Source organism: Nocardia vulneris (genome assembly GCF_001613425.1).
Classification (GTDB): Bacteria; Actinomycetota; Actinomycetes; order Mycobacteriales; family Mycobacteriaceae; genus Nocardia; species Nocardia vulneris.
In genome coordinates, this window is sequence record NZ_BDCI01000030.1 from 1 (window position 1) to 18,562 (window position 18,562).

Below are 18,562 nucleotides of genomic sequence, written 5' to 3' on the forward strand. Positions count from 1 at the left end.
GGCCGGCGACATTCTGTCGCGCGAAGTCCAAGCGGCCCTGCGCATCCTGGCGTTGCCGGAGCAGGTCGTCGCGCCGGACCGTCTGCTGATCGAGTTCGTTCTTGGCGGCGGCGACGGCGTGCTCGGCGTCGATCTTCTTCTGCTCGGCGACCGCGGCCGCGGCGTCGGCCGCCGATTTCGCCTGGCGCGCACTGGAGTTCTTGTTGCCCTGATCGATCTGGGCCCGGCGTAGTCGGTCCAGCACCTGCTGCTGGTTCTTCGACACCAGCGATAACAGCTGGGCTTGGTCGAGCGCGGTGGCCGGGGTGGACGCGGCGAGGTACACGACCATCGAGTCCGCGGCCGGGCGGGTGTAGGCCTGGGACGCGAACTGATCGAAATTGCGCCGGGCCTGCCCGACCTGCGTTCCGGCATCGGCCAATTGGCGTTGCGTGTCGGCGACGACGGCGGCGGCCGCGTCCGCGGCGTCGCGCGCGTCCTGCAGGTCGACCAGGGCCTTGTTGACCTCTTCGCGTTTGCGCGCGACCTCGCCGTCGAGCTGCTGCAACTGCTGGTCGACCGTGGCGACCTGATTGATCAGCGCGCCGACCTCGGTGACGCTCGCGTCGACTCGCGCTCCCGCGTCGGCGATTTGGCCGTCGCTCGGATTGGGCGGCGCGGGCGGGACGGCGACGGCGGGTCCGGCCAGCACCACGGCGACCGACACCAGCAACCCCAGAGCGATCCCCAGCGGCCGCCGATAGGCGACCTCGCCGTTGTTGCGCATCGCACCTCCCAAGGACCCGACTCCGGCAAACACCCCATGGGCATCACCGGAACCATCAAGCCCAGTGGTCGGCAGACACCCCTGACAACACTCTTTTCCCGCAAGCAAGCACTCGAACCGTACGACACTTCTGCCCCCAAAGGAACTTCAGCAACAGAATGACAAGCGCGTAATTTGTCCGTTGCCGGTAATTAGCCGGATGCACACAAGGTTTCCGGGCGGAAAAACGTACCGGTCGTCAGGGAAAGTAGCTGGATAGAAACCAGCTATGCAGGAGCAGACCGAGGTCTACGCGGAGGGGGTCTTGTCGCGGTCCACCCCGGCGGCGACCACCGGCGTTTCGGGCTCGGCACGCCGACGAGACTTCACGACATAGAGGCCGACGATGACCACCGCGGTACCGGCCAGCAACACGCTGGAAATCGCGGTCCAGGAGATCGGTTCCGGCTGCTGCAACTGGTCGACGAACGCCTGGGCCGCCTCGGTGGAATGGGCACTGCCCTTGAACTTGGCCTTGTCCTCGGCCCACTCCAACCGGACCCGGCTGATCGAATCGCTGTAGGTGCCGGCGAAGTCGTCGCTCAGCACCACGACGGTGCCGTGCTGGGTCTTGCCGAGTTCGGTGGCCAGGTCGCGCAGGCTCGAATCGCGGCCGGGGTTACCGGGCACCACCACGATGCTGAGCGGGATGCCGTTCGCTCTCGCCTCGGCGGCGACGGCCGCCAGCCCTGACTGATCCTTGCCGTCCACGGTGGCGACATGGTTGTCGGCCAGGTCGGCGTTGATGGTGGTGACGGTGTCCTCGGTGACGTTGGGCGGCAGTTCGGCGGCCATGGGCGAAAAAACCGAGGTGTGCGAGACGGTCATCTTCCATCCGGTCTGTCGAGCCGCATCGGCATCCGAGGCGACATGCATCCAACACTGCGGGGTGAGCGCAACACCCCCGGGCTGGCTCCGAAAGCACAGTACGCGACCGAGTGTCGCAGCACCCGCAGACGCCACGCGACGCGCCCCGCGCGGTACCCACAGCCCGCGCGCACTCGCGGTCGCGCACCCTGGCATGGTTCGCAGGTGGGTGGGCACACCCTTCTATAGGCAGGCCCGCGCGAACCGGACCCGTGCGGTTCACAGGACAAGCGTACTGTTAAGGTCATAGCGCAGAGGAACCCGGCGCTGCCGCGCTGGAATACCTGCAATGACACCGGAGCGACTGCTTGCAGGTCGCTCGAAAGGCCAGCCGCCGACACAGCCCCGTCGGCGGCCAACCCTCACAGATGAGTGGAGCTGACGTGACGACAAGTATCGATACTTTCGGCGCCAAGGGCACCCTCGAGGTCGGAAGCAACTCCTACGAGATCTTCCGTCTCTCGGCCGTGCCGGGCACCGAGAAACTCCCCTACGCACTCAAGGTCCTCGCGGAGAACCTGCTCCGTACCGAGGACGGCGCCAACATCACCGCCGATCACATTCGCGCCATTGCGAATTGGGATCCCAACGCCCAGCCCGACACCGAGATCCAGTTCACGCCCGCGCGCGTGATCATGCAGGACTTCACCGGTGTGCCCTGCATCGTCGACCTCGCCACCATGCGTGAGGCCGTCACCGCCCTCGGCGGCGATCCGAGCAAGGTCAACCCGCTCTCGCCCGCCGACATGGTCATCGACCACTCGGTCATCCTCGACGTCTTCGGCCGCGCCGACGCCCTCGAGCGCAACGTCGACCTGGAATACCAGCGCAACGGCGAGCGCTACCAGTTCCTGCGCTGGGGTCAGGGCGCCTTCGACGACTTCAAGGTCGTCCCGCCGGGCGTCGGCATCGTGCACCAGGTCAACATCGAATACCTGGCGCCCACGGTCATGGTCCGCAACGGCCAGGCCTACCCCGACACCTGTGTCGGCACCGACTCGCACACCACCATGGTCAACGGCCTCGGCGTATTGGGCTGGGGCGTGGGCGGTATCGAGGCCGAGGCGGCCATGCTCGGCCAGCCGGTCTCCATGCTGATCCCGCGCGTCGTCGGCTTCAAGCTGACCGGTGAGATCCAGCCCGGCGTCACCGCCACCGACGTGGTGCTCACCGTCACCGACATGCTGCGCAAGCACGGCGTCGTCGGCAAGTTCGTCGAGTTCTACGGCAAGGGCGTCGCGGAGGTTCCGCTCGCGAACCGCGCCACCCTGGGCAACATGAGCCCCGAATTCGGTTCCACCGCAGCGATCTTCCCGATCGACGAGGAGACCATCAACTACCTGCGCCTCACCGGCCGCACCGACGAGCAGCTCGCGCTCGTCGAGGCGTACGCCAAGGAGCAGGGTCTGTGGCACGACGCGGACAACGAGCCCGGCTACTCGGAGTACCTGGAGCTGGACCTGAGCACCGTGGTGCCCTCGATCGCCGGCCCGAAGCGTCCGCAGGACCGAATCCTGCTGTCGGACTCCAAGACCGCGTTCCGCAAGGACATCCACAACTACACCAACGACGCGGAGTCCGGCCCGGCCGCGACCACCCCGCACACCCACCTGGACGAGGCCATCGAGGAGTCGTTCCCGGCGTCCGACCCGGCCGTGCTGTCCTTCGCCGACGACGACGCGGTGCTGATCCCGTCCGCCGCCAACGGCAACATCGGCCGCCCGTCCAAGCCGGTCAAGGTGTCCGATCCCGAGCGCGGCGACTTCGTGCTCGATCACGGCGCGGTCGTGGTCGCGGGTATCACCTCCTGCACCAACACCTCCAACCCGTCGGTCATGATCGGCGCGGCCCTGCTGGCCCGCAACGCGGTCGAGAAGGGCCTCGCGTCCAAGCCGTGGGTCAAGACCAACATGGCGCCGGGCTCGCAGGTCGTCTCCGACTACTACGAGAAGGCCGGCCTGTGGCCGTACCTGGAGAAGCTCGGCTTCTTCGTGGGCGGTTACGGCTGCACCACCTGCATCGGCAACACCGGCCCGCTGCCGGACGAGATCTCCAAGGCGATCAACGACAACGACCTCTCGGTCACCGCGGTGCTCTCCGGCAACCGCAACTTCGAGGGTCGCATCTCCCCCGACGTGAAGATGAACTACCTGGCCTCGCCGCCGCTGGTCATCGCCTACGCGCTCGCGGGAACGATGGACTTCGACTTCGAGACCGACCCGCTGGGCAAGGACACCGACGGCAACGACGTGTTCCTGAAGGACATCTGGCCGTCCCCGCAGGAGATCGACGACACCATCAAGTCGGCGATCAGCCGGGACATGTTCACCAAGTCCTACGCCACCGTCTTCGAGGGCGACGAGCGCTGGAAGGGCCTGAGCACCCCCGAGGGCGACACCTTCGCGTGGGACGAGAGCTCGACCTACGTCCGCAAGGCGCCGTACTTCGACGGCATGCAGATGGAGCCGAGCCCGGTCGAGGACATCACGGGCGCCCGCGTGCTCGCGCTGCTCGGCGACTCGGTCACCACCGACCACATCTCCCCGGCCGGCCCGATCAAGCCGGGCACCCCGGCGGCGCAGTACCTCGACTCGCACGGCGTGCAGCGCAAGGACTACAACTCGCTGGGCTCGCGGCGCGGTAACCACGAGGTGATGATTCGCGGCACCTTCGCCAACATCCGGCTGCGCAACCAGCTGCTCGACGACGTCTCGGGTGGTTACACCCGCGACTTCACCCAGGACGGTGGCCCGCAGGCGTTCATCTACGACGCCTCGCAGAACTACCAGGCCGCGGGCATCCCGCTGGTCGTGCTGGGCGGCAAGGAGTACGGCTCGGGTTCCTCGCGCGACTGGGCTGCCAAGGGCACCTCGCTGCTCGGCGTGAAGGCCGTGATCACCGAGTCCTTCGAGCGCATCCACCGCTCCAACCTGATCGGCATGGGCGTCATCCCGCTGCAGTTCCCGGCCGGCGAGTCCGCCGCGTCGCTGAAGCTGGACGGCACCGAGACCTTCGATATCGAGGGCATCACCAAGCTGAACGAGGGTGTGACTCCGAAGACCTTGAAGGTCACCGCCACCAAGGAGAACGGCGAGAAGGTGAGCTTCGACGCGGTGGTCCGGATCGACACCCCCGGTGAGGCCGACTACTACCGCAACGGCGGCATCCTGCAGTACGTGTTGCGCAACATGATTCGCGGCTGATCTCGCATCTGCCGTACGTCGAGGATCCGCGCACCGCGTTTTCGCGGTGCGCGGACTTCTCACACCTCCTGGAGGAGCACGCCCGACATGCCCAAAGTCAGTGAAGATCATCTCGCCGCCCGGCGGAGCCAGATTCTCGACGGGGCGCGGCGCTGCTTTGCCGAATACGGGTACGAGGGCGCCACGGTGCGCCGCCTCGAGGAAGAGATCGGGCTGTCCCGGGGCGCCATCTTCCATCACTTCCGGGACAAGGACGCGCTGTTCCTCGCGCTCGCGCAGGAGGACGCCGAACGGATGGCCGATGTCGCGGCCAACCAGGGCATCGTCCAGGTCATGCGCGACATGCTCACCCACCCAGAGCAATTCAACTGGCTCGGCACCCGGCTGGAGATCGCCCGGCGGCTGCGCACCGACCCGGAGTTCCGCGCGGGCTGGACCCAGCGCTCGGCCGAGCTCACCGCCGCCACCCTGGCTCGCCTGGAACGCCGCAAGGCGGCGGGCGCGCTGCGCGACGACGTGCCCACCGACGTGCTGCTCGGCTACCTCGACCTGGTGCTCGACGGCCTGATCGCGCGCATCGCCTCCGGCCACACCAACGAAAACCTCACCGCCGTCCTGGATCTCGTCGAAGCCTCGGTGCGCCGCCGGGACTGAGGCCGCTCAGAAATTGTCGTTGATGTACTCGGCGGCGTGCGTCGTCCACAGCACATCGGTGCCCGGCATCTCGTGGCTCGAATACAGCACGTGCTGTCCCTCCGGCCACGGCGTCAGGTAACCGATCACGCCGTTCACCGCCGTGGCGTAGCGATTCAGGTTCGTCACCGGATCGCTCATCAGCCAGGCCAGCAGTTCCGCGAAGATCAGCGGCCCGAAGTTGCCGATCCGCGCGCCCTCCAGGAACGAGAACGGCGAGATGCCGACGTCGATGATGCGCAGTGGCGAATCCGCGGGCGCGGCGGTGATGATGTCGCCGGGATTGGCGTACTCACGGATCGCCACGCCCGCCGGCCAGCGCCCCCGTTGACCGTGCAGGCCGAAGGTGTTGGCCGGGCACAGGTTCCCCACCGACTCGCCCGCCTTGCGCAGCGGGTTGGAGATGTTCACCGCGAACGCGATCTCCAGCGGCGAGCCGTTGGTGTTCTTGTATTTGCCCGAGCGCACCCCCTCCAGGATGCGGCTGGCACAGATCCCTCCCAGCGAATAACTGAGCAACCCACACACATTCGGCGAATCCTGGATCGCCTTGACGCCCGCCGCGGTGCCGAGCCGCACCGAGGTGTCCAGCGACGGGCCCCACAGATCCGGCGACGGACCGACCGAAGCGGGCCAGTCCGGTTCGAAAGCCGAGAACCGCGCCGGGTCCAGCAGCGCGGTGACGGCGTGCAGCATGCCCGCGGGCGTTCCGTCCGGATTGCGCGGCTCACCGGTGCCACGCAGGGTGATGATGTCGATCATCAGTGATCTCCTTGCACACGCGCCGCGTCGTCCGGCGCATAACCCCACGGTAAGCCCGTTTCGGAGCCGAAGGGCGAGTACCGGACTACCCGATTCGCTGAACGAACCAGCCGCGCGACGACCCCGCCGGCCACCGTCCACCGGTGTGACGAAGGCATCGGTCCGTCCGGGAACAAGACCATCCGGTACGGCGCTGGTCCAGACATGACCTTCACCATCCCGATCGTTGTGCGCGGTTACGAGCTCGATACGCAAGGCCACCTGAACCAGGCGGTCTACCTGCAGTACACCGAGCACGCGCGGTGGGAGATGTTGCGGGCCGCGGGCCTGCCGCAGGACAAGCTGATCGCGACCGGCGTGGGCCCGGTCGTGCTGGAATCCACCATCAAGTACCTGCGGGAGCTGCGCGGCGGCGACGAAGTCACCGTCGATACCGATATCGAATACTCCGGCGGCAAGACCTTCACCTTCCGGCACGAGATCCGCAAACTCGACGGCACCGTCGCGGCCGAGGCGCGGGTGGTCGGCGGGCTGCTCGATTTGCGCGAACGCAAGCTGGTGCCCGGACCCGCCGACCGTTTCCGGGACCTCGCCGAGCGTCCCGACCTGCTCGGTCTGTGAAATCGCACGTGCGAATGCACAGCCGCCAATCCGGGGCTATGCGATAGACACATTGCCATTCGGAAATAGCTCGTTGATTGCGCCGGAACTAGTGGTGCCCTGCCGAAAAACTTTCGGCGCTAGCGCATCCGGGATCGTAATCCGGTTTGCCACCGGGGGTTAAATCTGTCGATCCGGACCGGTACCGGCCCTTCGCACGTTATGATCGGGCTCACGCTCGGGGGTCGTGGCAAATCGCGAGCAGATCGGAGAAATGGCTATGACCGACGCACTCCGCCTCCACGGAACCGCGCCGAAGAGTGATCGTGTGCCTCCGCTGCACGGACTGTTGGTAGCGGAGTCGGAGCGAGATATCAGCGTGCGCGTCGCCGAGGGAACGTGGACCTTCCGTCGGTCCGACGTGCTGCGCGTGCTCGATTCGGCAGTGCCCGAAGGGGTCCGCGCCGAGCGCGGCGCCCGGCCGGTGCTGGTCGACATCCGGGTCGGCGCCACGGCGGATTTCACCCGCCGCCTGCGCATCGACGTGGTCGACCGCCCGATGACCATGCAGCAGGCCCCGTCTGCCGCGCTCGGCGACGAGCAGCTGCGCGAGCTCACCGAATCCTGGGCCGATCGCCTGAATCTGGTGGACCTGCCCGGCACCAACGGCGCCACCTTCACCTACTGCCAGACCAAGTCGCTCGCCACCAGTGACGACGGTATCAACTGCGACAGTCTCGACTGAGCGGCGCATTCATGGCGGGACGCCGGACGGGTTCAGTCCTCATCGTGTCCGAATCCGACGATCTGCACGCTACCGCCATGGCGGCGACGCTGCGAGAATTCCACGGGCTCAGCGCGATTCAGCTCGACCTGCGCGACTTTCCGCGTGAGTCGGGCAGTTTCCGGCTGGACCGCTACGGTACCGCCCGTTCGGTCTCCCACCTGATCGGCCTCGACGACGTCCGCTCGGTCTGGTGGCGCCGGCCGCACCCGACCCAGCCGCCCGCCGGAGTCCGCGTCTCCGACAACGACTTCCGGCAGGCCGAATGCGACGGCTTCATCCAGGGTCTGCTCTGGTCCATCCCGGCGCACTGGGTCAACGACCCGGGGGCCGATCGCACCGCCGCCCGCAAGATCGTCCAATTGGAGACCGCGCTGCGGGCCGGCTTCGCGGTGCCGGAGACGCTGATCACCAACGACCCGGACGAGGCCCGCAGCTTCGCCGAATCCCGGCCCGGCCCAGTCGTTTACAAGCGCACCGGGACCAGCCGCGCCGAGTTCGCGGAAACCAGGATCATCACCGAGCACGACTACGACAGACTGGTCGGCATCCGCGCGGCGCCGACCACCTTCCAGGACTACGTCGACGCGGAATGCGATCTGCGGGTGGTCTGGGTGGACGGCGTCGAATGGACGGTGCGCATCGACTCCCAGGCGGGCGTCGGCCGCGTCGACTCCCGCCTGGACACCTCGGTCGATTTCGTGCCCGAGCATCTGCCGGCCTCGGTCAGCAAATCGCTCGCCACCCTGATGGGCGCGCTCGGATTGTCGTTCGGCGTCTTGGACATTCGGCTCGGCCTCGACGGCGAGTACTACTTCCTCGAGGTCAACCCGCAGGGACAGTTCGCGTACCTGGAGATCAAGACCGGCCTGCCGATCTTCCGCAGCCTGGCCAATCTGCTCGTCGACGGGGACGGCGCCGTCGAGGGCTACTGACGCCGTCGAACAGCCGCCGCCCTTCCCCGAGCAACACCGGAAACACCAGCAGCCGAAGCTCATCCACCGCGTCCTGAGCCGGCGGCTCGTAGGACGCGCGTCCGTAGACATGGGGGCCACCCCACGCAGCAGTCCGGCCAGATAGTCGTCCGGTGCCGAGTCGCCGACCTCGATCCAGTCGAGCGCCTCGTCCGGGCCTGCCGCCTAGCCGTCGCGCGGGAACTCACCGGTTCAGGCGAAATCCGTTCCGCCGAAACCGGTTCGAGCCGGATGCGGTGCTACTGACTCTTGCGGCGGTTCGCGCCGCCACGGCTGCGGAGTTGCACGTGCGACTCCACCAGTACGTTGTGGATGAAGCCGTAGGAGCGACCGGTTGCTCGCGCCAGCGAGCGAATGCTCGCACCTGCCTCGTACTGCTTCTTCAACTGGGTCTGTAGGCGGTCACGGGACTTCCCCGTGACGCGGGTTCCCTTACCCAGGGTGGCTTTGACTTGTGCGGGCCTGTCGCTCATGGCTTCCTCCGAGTCGCCGAGCAGCGTCTTTCCAGGCTAAGCACTCGAGGGGCCGTGATCAACGGGTTCTTGTGATGAAACTCACGCGAGCTGAATCAATTCCAGATAATCCGCGGACCAGTGGTCCTCCGTACCGTCCGGTAGCAAGATCACCCGCTCCGGCGAGAGCGCCTCAGCGGCCCCCGGATCGTGCGTGACGAGCACGACCGCGCCGGCGTAAGTGCGCAGCGCATCCAGCACTTGTTCGCGCGAGACCGGGTCGAGGTTGTTGGTCGGCTCGTCGAGCAGCAACACATTGGCAGCCGAGGACACCAGTCCGGCGAGCGCCAACCGCGTCTTCTCACCACCGGACAGGGTGCCCGCGGGCTGGTCCAACTGGGGACCGGTGAACATGAACGCGCCGAGCAGGCCGCGCAGGTCCTGCTCCCCCGCGTCCGGCGCGGCATGCCGGATGTTCTCCCAGACCGTCGCGTTGTCGTCGAGGGTGTCGTGCTCCTGCGCGAAATACCCGACCTTCATGCCGTGGCCCGGCACCAGACTGCCCGCGGTGGGCTGTTCCACCCCGGCGAGCAGCCGCAGCAGCGTGGTCTTGCCCGCGCCGTTGAGCCCGAGCACCACCACCCGGCTGCCGCGATCGATCGCGAGATCCACCCCCGCGAAGATCTCCAGCGAGCCGTACATCTTGGTCAGGTTCTCCGCCATCAGCGGCGTCTTGCCGCAGGGCGCGGGCTCGGGGAACTTGATCCTGGCCACCTTGTCGGCGACGCGCACGTCGTCGAGTTCGGCCATCAACCGGTCGGCCCGCTTGGCCATGTTCTGTGCCGCAGTGGCTTTCGTGGCCTTGGCGCCGAGCTTGGCGGCCTGCACCCGCAGCGCGCTCGCCTTCTTCTCGGCATTGGCGCGTTCGCGCCTGCGGCGCTGTTCGTCGGTGGCGCGCGCGTCCAGGTACTTCTGCCAGCCCATGTTGTAGACGTCGGCCTCGCCGCGCACCGCGTCGAGGAACCACACCTTGTTCACCACATCGCCGAGCAGTTCCACGTCGTGGCTGATCACGATGAGACCACCGTCGTGGTTCTGCAGGAAGCCGCGCAGCCAGGTGATCGAGTCGGCATCGAGGTGGTTGGTCGGCTCGTCCAGCAGCAGGATGGTGTCGGAGCGGCCGCCGCTGCCGTCGGACGCGGCGAACAGGATGCGCGCCAACTCGATTCGGCGGCGCTGACCACCCGAGAGGGTCCGCAGGGCCTGGCCGAGCACCCGGTCGGGCAGGCCGAGGCTGTGGCAGATGCGGGCCGCGTCGCTCTCGGCGACGTAGCCGCCCAGCGCCGAGAAGCGATCCTCGAGCCTGCCGTACTTGCGCACCGCCTTCTCGCGTTCGTTCTCGTCGGCCACCTCGGCCATCAGCGCCTGCTGCTTCTCCATATCGCGGATCAGCGTGTCCAGTCCGCGCGCGGACAGCACGCGATCGCGCGCGAGCACATCCAGGTTGCCCTCCCGCGGATCCTGCGGCAGATAGCCGATATCGCTGGAGCGCAAGATCTTTCCGGCATACGGTTCGCCCTCGCCGGCCAGGATGCGCAGCGTGGTGGTCTTGCCCGCACCGTTGCGCCCGACCAGTCCGATCCGGTCGCCGGACTGCACCCGCAATGCCGGTCCAGGGGCCGACAGCAGCGTGCGGACTCCGGCCCGGACCTCCAGGTCGGTCGCGGTGATCACAGGTTTCTCCTCCGGATCGGTAGTGCTGGGCGGTTGCTACTCGATTGTGCGACGCGTTACACACAAGAACCACCGATTTTACCCGTGATCGGAGCAGCCCTTCACACCCCGCGATCGGTATGTGACGGCCGTAACTGAACGGCGAGTAACCTGCGGTTGCATGAGTGAGCGAAACAACGGCACCGCGACCGATCTAGTGGGCAAGAGCGCGTTGGTCACCGGGGCCAGCCGGGGCATCGGCAAGGCGGTGGCGGCGGAGCTGCTCAGCCGGGGCGCGAACGTGTTGATCAGCGCCCGCAAGAAGGATCCGCTGGAGGAGGCCGCCGCCGACCTGCGCGCGCTCGGCCATCAGGGCGAGGTCGTGGCGCTGGCCGGGAACTCCGGTCACGCCGAGGACCGCGCCGCCTCGATCGACCGGATGATGGCCGAATTCGGTTCGGTGGACATCCTGATCAACAACACCGGCATCAATCCCGTGTTCGGCTCGCTGATGGAGGCCGATCTCGACGCGGTCCGCAAGATCTTCGATGTGAACGTCGTCGCGGCGCTCGGCTACGTGCAACTGGCCTACAAGGCGTGGATGGGGACGCACGGCGGTGCGGTGGTGAACGTGGCCAGCGTCGCGGGCCTGCGCTCGTCCGGCGTGATCGCCGCCTACGGCGCGTCCAAGGCTGCGCTCATCCGGCTCACCGACGAACTGGCCTGGCAGCTCGGCCCGAAGATCCGGGTGAACGCCGTCGCGCCCGGCGTGATCAAGACGAAGTTCGCCGACGCGCTGTACTCCGCCGACGAAGAACGCGCGGCGAGCGTCTATCCGCTGAAACGCCTCGGCACCCCCGAAGACGTCGCCCGCCTCATCGGCTTCCTGGTCTCCGACGAAGCCGCCTGGATCACCGGCGAAACGGTCCGCGTGGACGGCGGCCTCCTCTCCACCGGCGGCCTCTGATTCCAGCGAAAACACCTGTGGACGAACACCTTTCACCGCACGGCGACACACGCCGCACCCCGGTGCCAGGTGTTCGCACACCGCATAGCGCCGGACCCCTGGTCTGGACAAGAGACCAGGGGCCGCCCGGACACGCGCCCAGGGCACCTGTCTGTGCAGCGTCGAAATCCTGCGGCGCGCCCGATTGCCCCTCGCCGGTCGGTCGCACCCCGGGCGAAGCCGGACCGCTGTGCCGGACGACAGGAGCCCGGAAGCCGACAGCGCACGCACGCTGGGCACCCAACTGCGCGGCAGCGGAATCCCGTGGCGCAGCGGACCTCAACTCGACGCCGGGCGATCGCGCACCAGGCACAGCCGGACCGCTGTGCTGGACAACACGAAGCCTGAGGCCGACAGCGCACGCGGGCCGAGCACCAAATTGCGCAGCGCCGAAATCCTGTGGCGCAGCGGACCGCACCTCGGCACCATCTCGGCGCACATCGCGTGGAACCGGGCTGCGGTGCCGGACTATTGGCAGCCCCAAGCCGACAACACACTCATGGCGAGCTGCCTGTGCGACATTGGGTAGCCGCCGGGCCGGGGCCGGCTCGCGGCGGGTGGCGGCGTGACTGTCGATGTCGTGGTTTGTGGTCTCGGACCGGCGGGACGCGCGCTCGCGCATCGGTGTCTGGTCCGCGGTTTGGCGGTGACCGTGGTCGACCCCGCGCCAGAACGGCGGTGGCACGCCACGTATGCGGCGTGGGCCGACGAACTGCCGGATTGGCTCGCGAAGGACGCGGTGGCCGCGACAGTCGCGCAGCCGGTGGCCTGGGGTACCCGCGTGCACCGGATCGATCGGCCCTACGTCGTGCTCGACACGGCACGGCTACAGGACTCGCTGGACGTGACGGGGGCGCGAATCATCGCCGATCGCGCGGTCGAGTGCGGGCCCGGCACGGCGGTGCTGTCCTCCGGCACCGTGCTGCACGGTCGGCGGGTGATCGACGCCCGCGGGATCGGCCGCTCCCCCGCACTGGCCGAGCAGACGGCGTACGGGCTGATGCTCGACCGGGACCGCTGCGCCGGTATCGAGCCGATGTTCATGGACTGGCGGCCGGACAACGGCGCGGCCGTCGACGCACCGCGCTCGTTTCTCTACGCGGTCCCCCTCGACGGCGACACGATGCTGCTCGAGGAAACCTGCCTGGTCGGGCGGCCCGCCCTCGACGGCCGCGAGCTGCGCGACCGGCTGCTGCACCGATTGCGTTCGCGCGGTGTCGAAGTCACCGGCGACGAACGGGTCGAGCGCGTCCGCTTCCCGGTCGAAGGCGGCCGGCCGGGCCGCTACACCTTCGGCGCGGCGGGCGGTTTCGCGCATCCGGCCACCGGCTACAGCGTGGCCGCCGCGCTCGCCGCCGCAGACACCGTCGCACGCGGCGCTGCGGCCTGGCCGGTTGCGGCGCGCGCGGTGTACCGCCTGCGAGCCGCCGGGTTGCGGGCACTGCTCGGCTTACCCACAACCGACCTCCCGGTTTTTTTCGACGCGTTTTTCACGCTTCCGCCGGCCGCGCAGCAGGCCTATCTGTCGGGCCGTACCGACTTGAACGGCACCGTCAGAGCCATGCTCGGCCTATTCGGCACCTTGCCGCCGCCGGTCCGTCGGCGCGTCGCCGCCGCGACACTCGGGACGCCCATTCGCTCGCGTATTCGAATACCGTCCGCCATCATGGAGGAATGAGTGGGTCTTACCGTCCGGCACTCATCCGTCCCGAACCGGTGGAGCACCGGGTTCGCGGACGCGGTACCCGCGTCGAGGGGATGCAGCAGTGAGGTCGATCTGGAAAGGCTCGATCGCATTCGGGCTGGTGAACGTCCCGGTCAAGGTGTATACCGCCACCGAGGACCACGACATCCGCTTCCACCAGGTGCACGCCAAGGACGGCGGCCGGATCAAATACGACCGGGTCTGCACCGTCTGCGGTAAATCCGTGCAGTACGCCGACATCGACAAGGCCTACGAATCCCCCGACGGCGACAAGGTCATCCTGACCGACGAGGATTTCGCCAAACTACCCGCCGCCGAGAAGCACGAGATCCCGGTGCTGCAGTTCGTGCCGTCCGAGCAGATCGATCCGATTCTGTACGAGAAGAGCTACTACCTCGAGCCCGACTCCAGTACGCCCAAGGCCTACGTGCTGCTGGCCACCACGCTGGAACGGATCGACCGCACCGCGCTGGTGCATTTCACGTTGCGCCAGAAGACCAGGCTCGCCGCGCTGCGCGTGCACGAGGGCGTGCTGGTGCTGCAGACCCTGTTGTGGCCGGACGAGGTCCGCGAGGTGGAATTCGAATCCCTCGACGGCGTCGCCGAACCGAAACCGCAAGAGATCAAGATGGCCGAGACACTCGTCGAGACCATGTCCGACGATTTCGATCCGGACCAGTTCACCGACGAGTACCAGATCGAACTGAAGCGGCTGCTGGACGAGGCGATCGCCAGCGGCACCGGCAAGGTGCCCGAGCAGCCCGAGTCCGCACCCGCGGACATGGACGCCGAGGTGGTCGACCTGGTGGCCGCCCTGCAGCGCAGTCTGGAAGCCAGCGGGCGGCGCAGCACCGCCGAGGACAACGGCAAGGCCGCGCCCGCGAAGAAAACTCCGGCCCAGAAAGCCGCCGCGAAGAAAACTCCGGCCAAGAAAGCCGCGAAGAAGACCGCCGACAAGCCTGCGAAGAAGACCGCGGCCCGCAAGGGCGCGTGAGGGCCGAGGCGCGTCCTGCTGGCAAACTGTCGGCATGGATTCTGCCGTAGTGATCGTCCCGATGGGTCTCGGCCACCTGCGCCAGGTCCTCGATCTCGGTCACGAAGTCTTCGACATCACCACCAAGCCGTACACCTCGTGGTCGCTCACCTCGGTCGCCGAGCACCTCGACAGCCCCGACAACGCCTGCTGGGTCGCCCTCGATTCCGACCGCGTGGTCGGTTTCGTGCTCGGGTCGATGGAGTTCGAGAACCGCGACGACTGGGCCTACCTCGAATGGATCGCCGTCGCACCGGATATGCAGGGGCACGGCATCGCCCGCCGCCTGGTCGACGTCTGCTCCGAGGCGCTGTTCGCCCGCGGCGCACGGCGCATCGTCACCGACGTCGAAGACCGCAACGCGGCCTCCACCGCGCTGATGACCCGCAGCGGCTTCACCCCCGCCGCCACGGTCACCCTGTTCGTCCGCCCGAATCCCGATGACCCCGACCCGGATTCGCAACTCGACGCCGCCGCCATCGCCCCCGGCACCAAGCGCGCGTTGATCCGCCGCGGCCGCCTGGCCGGCGACAACCACCGCGCCGCCCGCTAGCGCTCGGCCGCCCGCTCCGAATCCGCTCGCCGCCGGCACCGGCTGCCCCGCCCGCCAGTGCGCAGTTCAGACCGTCGCCGCACCCTTTCTGTCTTCTCGCACCCGCTCTGCCAGGCCACAGCGGGTGCGCGAAGACAGAAGGGGTGCGGCGGGGCAGGAAGGGTGCGCCTAGCTCGCCGCCGCGGCGCGACCTTCCTCGAAGAACGCCAAGAGGCTTGCTGCCGAGTCGAATTCGGTGCCGGGGCGCAGCGCGCCGAAGGGGGCGTTCCAGAACGCGCCTGTGCGCGGTGTCCACGGACCCACATACGCATAAGGTCCGGGGTGGGCCGAATCCCCCGGTGACACACCGTAATTCACCTCACCTACCGCGCTGGACAGGTCGAAGTGCTCGGGCCAGAGCACCGGCGTGCTGTCCGGGGCCAGGCATCGCAAAGCCTTGTCCCCCAGGGCGAACCAGTCGCTGATCTGCTGCGCCGCGACCGGATCGATCTCCATCGCGCTGTCCGGCTCCACGCCGGTGGTGTCCTTGTACAACCCGTCCGGTGCCCCGGGTTCGATGTTCGCGAGCTTGCCGAGTTCCCGATAGGTTCCCGCCAGCGCCGCGCGCCCCTCCGGCCAGACCAGTTCGGCGCCGACCACCGACACCGGCCACTGCACCCCGCCGAACCCCTGGTGCACCACCCGTAACCGGATGGTCTCGTACTGCCGATACTGCGGCCCCGCGATCAACAATTCCGCCACCGCATGCAACCCGCGCCGCGATCGCTCGTACATCTGTTCGTCCACACCGGCATCATTGCCGGTGCAGACCCGACCCGCAGCCGTTTCAGCTCACGGCTGAGCTTCCTCCGCCAGGACGATCCCGAAGTGCGACACGATCGCATCGACACTGCGGGTCAACCCGGACACGCTCTGCTTCAACCCCGACACGTCGCCCTTGAGGAAAGCCACGTCCTGCTTGAGCACAGCCACGTCCTCCTCGACCGCACCCAGGCGGACCTGCGTGTGCCCAGCCATGACCTTCAGGGTGCTCATACTGTGCTCGAGTCGCACGACGCGATCGCGCGTATCGATGATGGCGTCCTGATAGGCGATACCGTCGCCCTCCGTCCGCTGCCATTTCCCTTCCAGCACCGCCACCCGCTCTTCCAACGATGGAACTTTGACTGACATGTAGATCCCCCTGTCGCGTCGATTGGAGCCCTCAGCTTAAGGCCGGACACCGACAGCGCCACGCTCCCGATCTCGGTCCATTCTGGACCCTCATTCGGGTCAATTCTGGAACCCTCGAACAGGTCTCGGATGGAACCGGAAGCAACGGATTTACCCGAATGTGACCCGAACGCCGGTTCGGCGCAGCGGGTACGGACCATGCTGGGGGACGGTGCAGCGGAGACGGAAGGACGGCGCGTCGTGGAGTTCCACGTTCCTATCATCGATATCTCGCCCTACGTCGAGGGCGCGGACGCCGCGGCGCGGGCCGCGGTCGCCCGGCAGGTGGACGAGGCGGCGAGCACGGTCGGGTTCATGCAGATCCGCGGGCACGGGATCGCCCGCCCGGTGCTCGACGAGTTCGCGGCCGCGCTGGACGAGTTCTTCGCGCTCGCGCCCGCCACCAAGGAGAGCTACCGGACGGCGGTCGAATTCAATCGGGGCTATTCACCACCCAAGAGCGAGAGTCTGAGCTTGAGCCTCGGGGTGGCCTCGGCGACCCGGATGAACGACTTCTTCGAGGCGTTCAATATCGGCACGACCACCTCCGACTATCCGGGACTGGATCTTCCCGCGCGGGCGGGCTACGCCGACAATGTCTGGCCCGCAGAACTTCCCGGCTTCCGGCCGCGGGTGCAGCGGTACTACGCCGAGGCCGCGCGGGTGGCGGGCACGCTCACCACCGTCTTCGCCGACGCCCTCGACCTACCGCCCGGCTATTTCGAGAGTTTCACCGATCACTCGCTGAATGTGTTGCGCATGAACAACTATGCGCTGCCACCGGGCAGTGTGGACCTCGACGGCGACCTCAAGGGGATGGGCGAGCACACCGATTACGGCATCGTCACCGTCCTGTGGGCCGACCAGGTGCCCGGCTTGCAGGTGCTGGGCGCGGACGGCCGCTGGCACGACGTACAACCCGCCGACGAGGCGCTGCTGGTGAATCTCGGTGACGTGATGGCCCGCTGGACCAACGAGCGATGGCTCTCGACGCTGCACCGGGTGATGCCGCCGATCGTCGACGGCACCATCGAACGCCGGCGCAGCGCCGCGTTCTTCCACGACGGCAATTTCGACGCGGTGATCGAGACGCTGCCCTCCTGTGTCGGCGCGGGCAGCAAGTATCCGCCGATCACCGTGTCCGAGCACGTGCAGGCCAAGCTGGCCGGTTCCCGTGCGCTGCAACCGAATACGAACGCACACCGGGAAGCAGCCCGGGTGCTCTCGGCCCGCGACTGACCCGAAACTACTTGCGGAACTTCGCTTCCAGTTCGGTCGCCGTGGCTTGCAGGTCGGCCGGGGTGTTCGTCTTGAAGATGCCTTCGTAACCGGTCTCGGCCCGCACTGCGGCCACTACATCCGGATCGTGGTACAGCGCAGCCAGTTTCAGCAGCGTCGGGTTGTCCTTGTCGGCGGCCCGCGCGGCGAAGATGTTGATGTACTGCTTCAGTTCCGGGCGCTCCGGGTCGTCGGTGTAGATGGTGTCGTTCTTGGTCAGACCCGCCGGACGCGCGAAGGTGTCGTCGACGAACGCGGCGTCGACACTGGCCAGCGACTGCGCGGTGAGGGTCGGATCGATGGGTGTCAGCTTCACCTTGGAGGCCGCGGTGTCCACGTCTTCGACCTTGGAGTCCCAGCTCGCACCGCCCTTCAGCACGACCAGGCCCGCCGCGGCGAGGCTGAGCAGCGGCCGCACCTGATTGGCGGGGTTGTTGCTCAACGTGATCTGGCCGCCCTGCGGGATCTCGGCGACGGACTTGTGCTTGCGCGAGTACAGGGTCAGCGGGAAGATCTCGGTCGCGCCGACCGGCACCAGGGTGTCGTTGTTGCGGGCGTTGTAGTTGGCCAGGTAGCGCACGTGCTGGAACTTGTTGAGATCGATACGCCGTTGGGCCAGTGCGGGATTGGGCTGGTTGTAGTCGGTGAAGTTGATGAACTCCACGCGAATGCCTTGATCGGCCGCCTTCTTCTTGTACACGTCCCAATGCGACTCTGCGAGATCGTTCACACCGATGCGGATCACTCCGTCGTCGTGCTTCGCGCCACACGACATCGTGGTCACGGCCAGGGCGGAAAGAATCGGAATCACCAGCAGACGGTGCATCAAGCGCATTGCGAGCAAACTAGACGGTCGTCCAAGAATTGGGAAGGGTTTCGCTCACCACAATCCCAACCGTTGTCCCGCCCGCCCTCGGATCGC

Annotated in this window: 19 protein-coding genes; 11 read left to right on the top strand and 8 right to left on the bottom strand. The window is 67.4% G+C overall.

What is annotated here, in order from left to right:
* Both NVU01S_RS28520 and NVU01S_RS28525 read right to left on the bottom strand, forming a co-directional pair.
* Positions 1-766: coiled-coil domain-containing protein (locus NVU01S_RS28520; protein WP_373864219.1), on the bottom strand; the 766-nt coding region annotated here is incomplete at its 3' end.
* A gap of 288 nt (positions 767-1,054) precedes the next feature.
* Positions 1,055-1,633: an Rv1476 family membrane protein gene (locus NVU01S_RS28525; protein WP_043669337.1), complete on the bottom strand. Its 579-nt coding sequence runs from the start codon at positions 1,631-1,633 to the stop codon at positions 1,055-1,057.
* A 407-nt stretch (positions 1,634-2,040) separates the two neighbouring features.
* Here NVU01S_RS28525 and NVU01S_RS28530 point away from each other — a divergent pair, with 407 nt between their 5' ends.
* Entirely contained in the window at positions 2,041-4,875 is a 2,835-nt protein-coding gene (locus NVU01S_RS28530; RefSeq protein WP_156161545.1) for an aconitate hydratase, read from the top strand.
* 87 nt (positions 4,876-4,962) lie between these two features.
* Positions 4,963-5,529 (top strand): TetR/AcrR family transcriptional regulator, encoded by a 567-nt coding sequence (locus NVU01S_RS28535; protein ID WP_014986321.1) that lies wholly within the window; start codon positions 4,963-4,965, stop codon positions 5,527-5,529.
* A gap of 6 nt (positions 5,530-5,535) precedes the next feature.
* Here NVU01S_RS28535 and NVU01S_RS28540 read toward each other — a convergent pair whose 3' ends face one another.
* On the bottom strand, positions 5,536-6,330 hold the full coding sequence (locus NVU01S_RS28540; protein ID WP_043669343.1) for a hypothetical protein: 795 nt from the start codon (positions 6,328-6,330) through the stop codon (positions 5,536-5,538).
* 204 nt (positions 6,331-6,534) lie between these two features.
* Between NVU01S_RS28540 and NVU01S_RS28545 the strand changes: the two genes are divergently transcribed.
* The 3 genes from NVU01S_RS28545 (at position 6,535) to NVU01S_RS28555 (ending at position 8,649) form a co-directional block, all read left to right on the top strand.
* Positions 6,535-6,951, top strand: a complete 417-nt coding sequence (locus NVU01S_RS28545; RefSeq protein ID WP_043669345.1) for an acyl-CoA thioesterase — start codon at positions 6,535-6,537, stop codon at positions 6,949-6,951.
* A gap of 307 nt (positions 6,952-7,258) precedes the next feature.
* Positions 7,259-7,675: a hypothetical protein gene (locus NVU01S_RS28550; RefSeq protein WP_237748142.1), complete on the top strand. Its 417-nt coding sequence runs from the start codon at positions 7,259-7,261 to the stop codon at positions 7,673-7,675.
* A gap of 44 nt (positions 7,676-7,719) precedes the next feature.
* Positions 7,720-8,649 (top strand): MvdC/MvdD family ATP grasp protein, encoded by a 930-nt coding sequence (locus tag NVU01S_RS28555; RefSeq protein ID WP_244467217.1) that lies wholly within the window; start codon positions 7,720-7,722, stop codon positions 8,647-8,649.
* 278 nt (positions 8,650-8,927) lie between these two features.
* Here the strand turns inward: NVU01S_RS28555 and NVU01S_RS44995 are convergent, their stop codons facing one another.
* Positions 8,928-9,161, bottom strand: a complete 234-nt coding sequence (locus NVU01S_RS44995) for a helix-turn-helix domain-containing protein (protein WP_014986328.1) — start codon at positions 9,159-9,161, stop codon at positions 8,928-8,930.
* An 81-nt stretch (positions 9,162-9,242) separates the two neighbouring features.
* Complete coding sequence (locus tag NVU01S_RS28565; RefSeq protein ID WP_029900596.1) at positions 9,243-10,874, bottom strand: ABC-F family ATP-binding cassette domain-containing protein; 1,632 nt, start codon at positions 10,872-10,874, stop codon at positions 9,243-9,245.
* Positions 10,875-11,034: 160 nt separating this feature from the next.
* On the opposite strand from NVU01S_RS28565, the gene NVU01S_RS28570 reads away from it, so the two are divergent.
* The 5 genes from NVU01S_RS28570 (at position 11,035) to NVU01S_RS28590 (ending at position 15,150) form a co-directional block, all read left to right on the top strand.
* Positions 11,035-11,820: an SDR family oxidoreductase gene (locus NVU01S_RS28570; RefSeq protein ID WP_043669351.1), complete on the top strand. Its 786-nt coding sequence runs from the start codon at positions 11,035-11,037 to the stop codon at positions 11,818-11,820.
* 229 nt (positions 11,821-12,049) lie between these two features.
* Positions 12,050-12,388: a hypothetical protein gene (locus NVU01S_RS28575; RefSeq protein ID WP_043669354.1), complete on the top strand. Its 339-nt coding sequence runs from the start codon at positions 12,050-12,052 to the stop codon at positions 12,386-12,388.
* Positions 12,389-12,424: 36 nt separating this feature from the next.
* Positions 12,425-13,537: a lycopene cyclase family protein gene (locus NVU01S_RS28580; protein ID WP_043669356.1), complete on the top strand. Its 1,113-nt coding sequence runs from the start codon at positions 12,425-12,427 to the stop codon at positions 13,535-13,537.
* Positions 13,538-13,625: 88 nt separating this feature from the next.
* The gene (gene ku / locus NVU01S_RS28585) at positions 13,626-14,558 is read left to right on the top strand and encodes a non-homologous end joining protein Ku (protein ID WP_043669359.1); all 933 of its coding nucleotides are present in this window, start codon (positions 13,626-13,628) and stop codon (positions 14,556-14,558) included.
* 34 nt (positions 14,559-14,592) lie between these two features.
* Positions 14,593-15,150: a GNAT family N-acetyltransferase gene (locus NVU01S_RS28590; RefSeq protein WP_036561517.1), complete on the top strand. Its 558-nt coding sequence runs from the start codon at positions 14,593-14,595 to the stop codon at positions 15,148-15,150.
* A 168-nt stretch (positions 15,151-15,318) separates the two neighbouring features.
* Here the strand turns inward: NVU01S_RS28590 and NVU01S_RS28595 are convergent, their stop codons facing one another.
* The gene (locus NVU01S_RS28595; protein ID WP_244467218.1) at positions 15,319-15,936 is read right to left on the bottom strand and encodes a hypothetical protein; all 618 of its coding nucleotides are present in this window, start codon (positions 15,934-15,936) and stop codon (positions 15,319-15,321) included.
* Between the two features lie 45 nt (positions 15,937-15,981).
* Entirely contained in the window at positions 15,982-16,302 is a 321-nt protein-coding gene (locus NVU01S_RS28600; protein ID WP_156161546.1) for a hypothetical protein, read from the bottom strand.
* A 219-nt stretch (positions 16,303-16,521) separates the two neighbouring features.
* On the opposite strand from NVU01S_RS28600, the gene NVU01S_RS28605 reads away from it, so the two are divergent.
* Positions 16,522-17,601: an isopenicillin N synthase family dioxygenase gene (locus NVU01S_RS28605; RefSeq protein WP_043669543.1), complete on the top strand. Its 1,080-nt coding sequence runs from the start codon at positions 16,522-16,524 to the stop codon at positions 17,599-17,601.
* A gap of 7 nt (positions 17,602-17,608) precedes the next feature.
* On the opposite strand, the gene NVU01S_RS28610 is transcribed toward NVU01S_RS28605, so the two are convergent.
* Positions 17,609-18,475 (bottom strand): MetQ/NlpA family ABC transporter substrate-binding protein, encoded by an 867-nt coding sequence (locus NVU01S_RS28610; protein WP_043669369.1) that lies wholly within the window; start codon positions 18,473-18,475, stop codon positions 17,609-17,611.
* Positions 18,476-18,562 lie beyond the last annotated feature (87 nt).

What these genes read in the sequence shown, in the direction of transcription:
- NVU01S_RS28525 (WP_043669337.1), bottom strand. Translation starts at nt 1,633, where the DNA reads ATGACCGTCTCGCACACCTCGGTTTTTTCGCCCATGGCCGCCGAACTG.
- NVU01S_RS28530 (WP_156161545.1), top strand. Translation starts at nt 2,041, where the DNA reads ATGAGTGGAGCTGACGTGACGACAAGTATCGATACTTTCGGCGCCAAG.
- NVU01S_RS28535 (WP_014986321.1), top strand. Translation starts at nt 4,963, where the DNA reads ATGCCCAAAGTCAGTGAAGATCATCTCGCCGCCCGGCGGAGCCAGATT.
- NVU01S_RS28540 (WP_043669343.1), bottom strand. Translation starts at nt 6,330, where the DNA reads ATGATCGACATCATCACCCTGCGTGGCACCGGTGAGCCGCGCAATCCG.
- NVU01S_RS28545 (WP_043669345.1), top strand. Translation starts at nt 6,535, where the DNA reads ATGACCTTCACCATCCCGATCGTTGTGCGCGGTTACGAGCTCGATACG.
- NVU01S_RS44995 (WP_014986328.1), bottom strand. Translation starts at nt 9,161, where the DNA reads ATGAGCGACAGGCCCGCACAAGTCAAAGCCACCCTGGGTAAGGGAACC.
- NVU01S_RS28570 (WP_043669351.1), top strand. Translation starts at nt 11,035, where the DNA reads ATGAGTGAGCGAAACAACGGCACCGCGACCGATCTAGTGGGCAAGAGC.
- NVU01S_RS28590 (WP_036561517.1), top strand. Translation starts at nt 14,593, where the DNA reads ATGGATTCTGCCGTAGTGATCGTCCCGATGGGTCTCGGCCACCTGCGC.
- NVU01S_RS28605 (WP_043669543.1), top strand. Translation starts at nt 16,522, where the DNA reads ATGCTGGGGGACGGTGCAGCGGAGACGGAAGGACGGCGCGTCGTGGAG.
- NVU01S_RS28610 (WP_043669369.1), bottom strand. Translation starts at nt 18,475, where the DNA reads ATGCGCTTGATGCACCGTCTGCTGGTGATTCCGATTCTTTCCGCCCTG.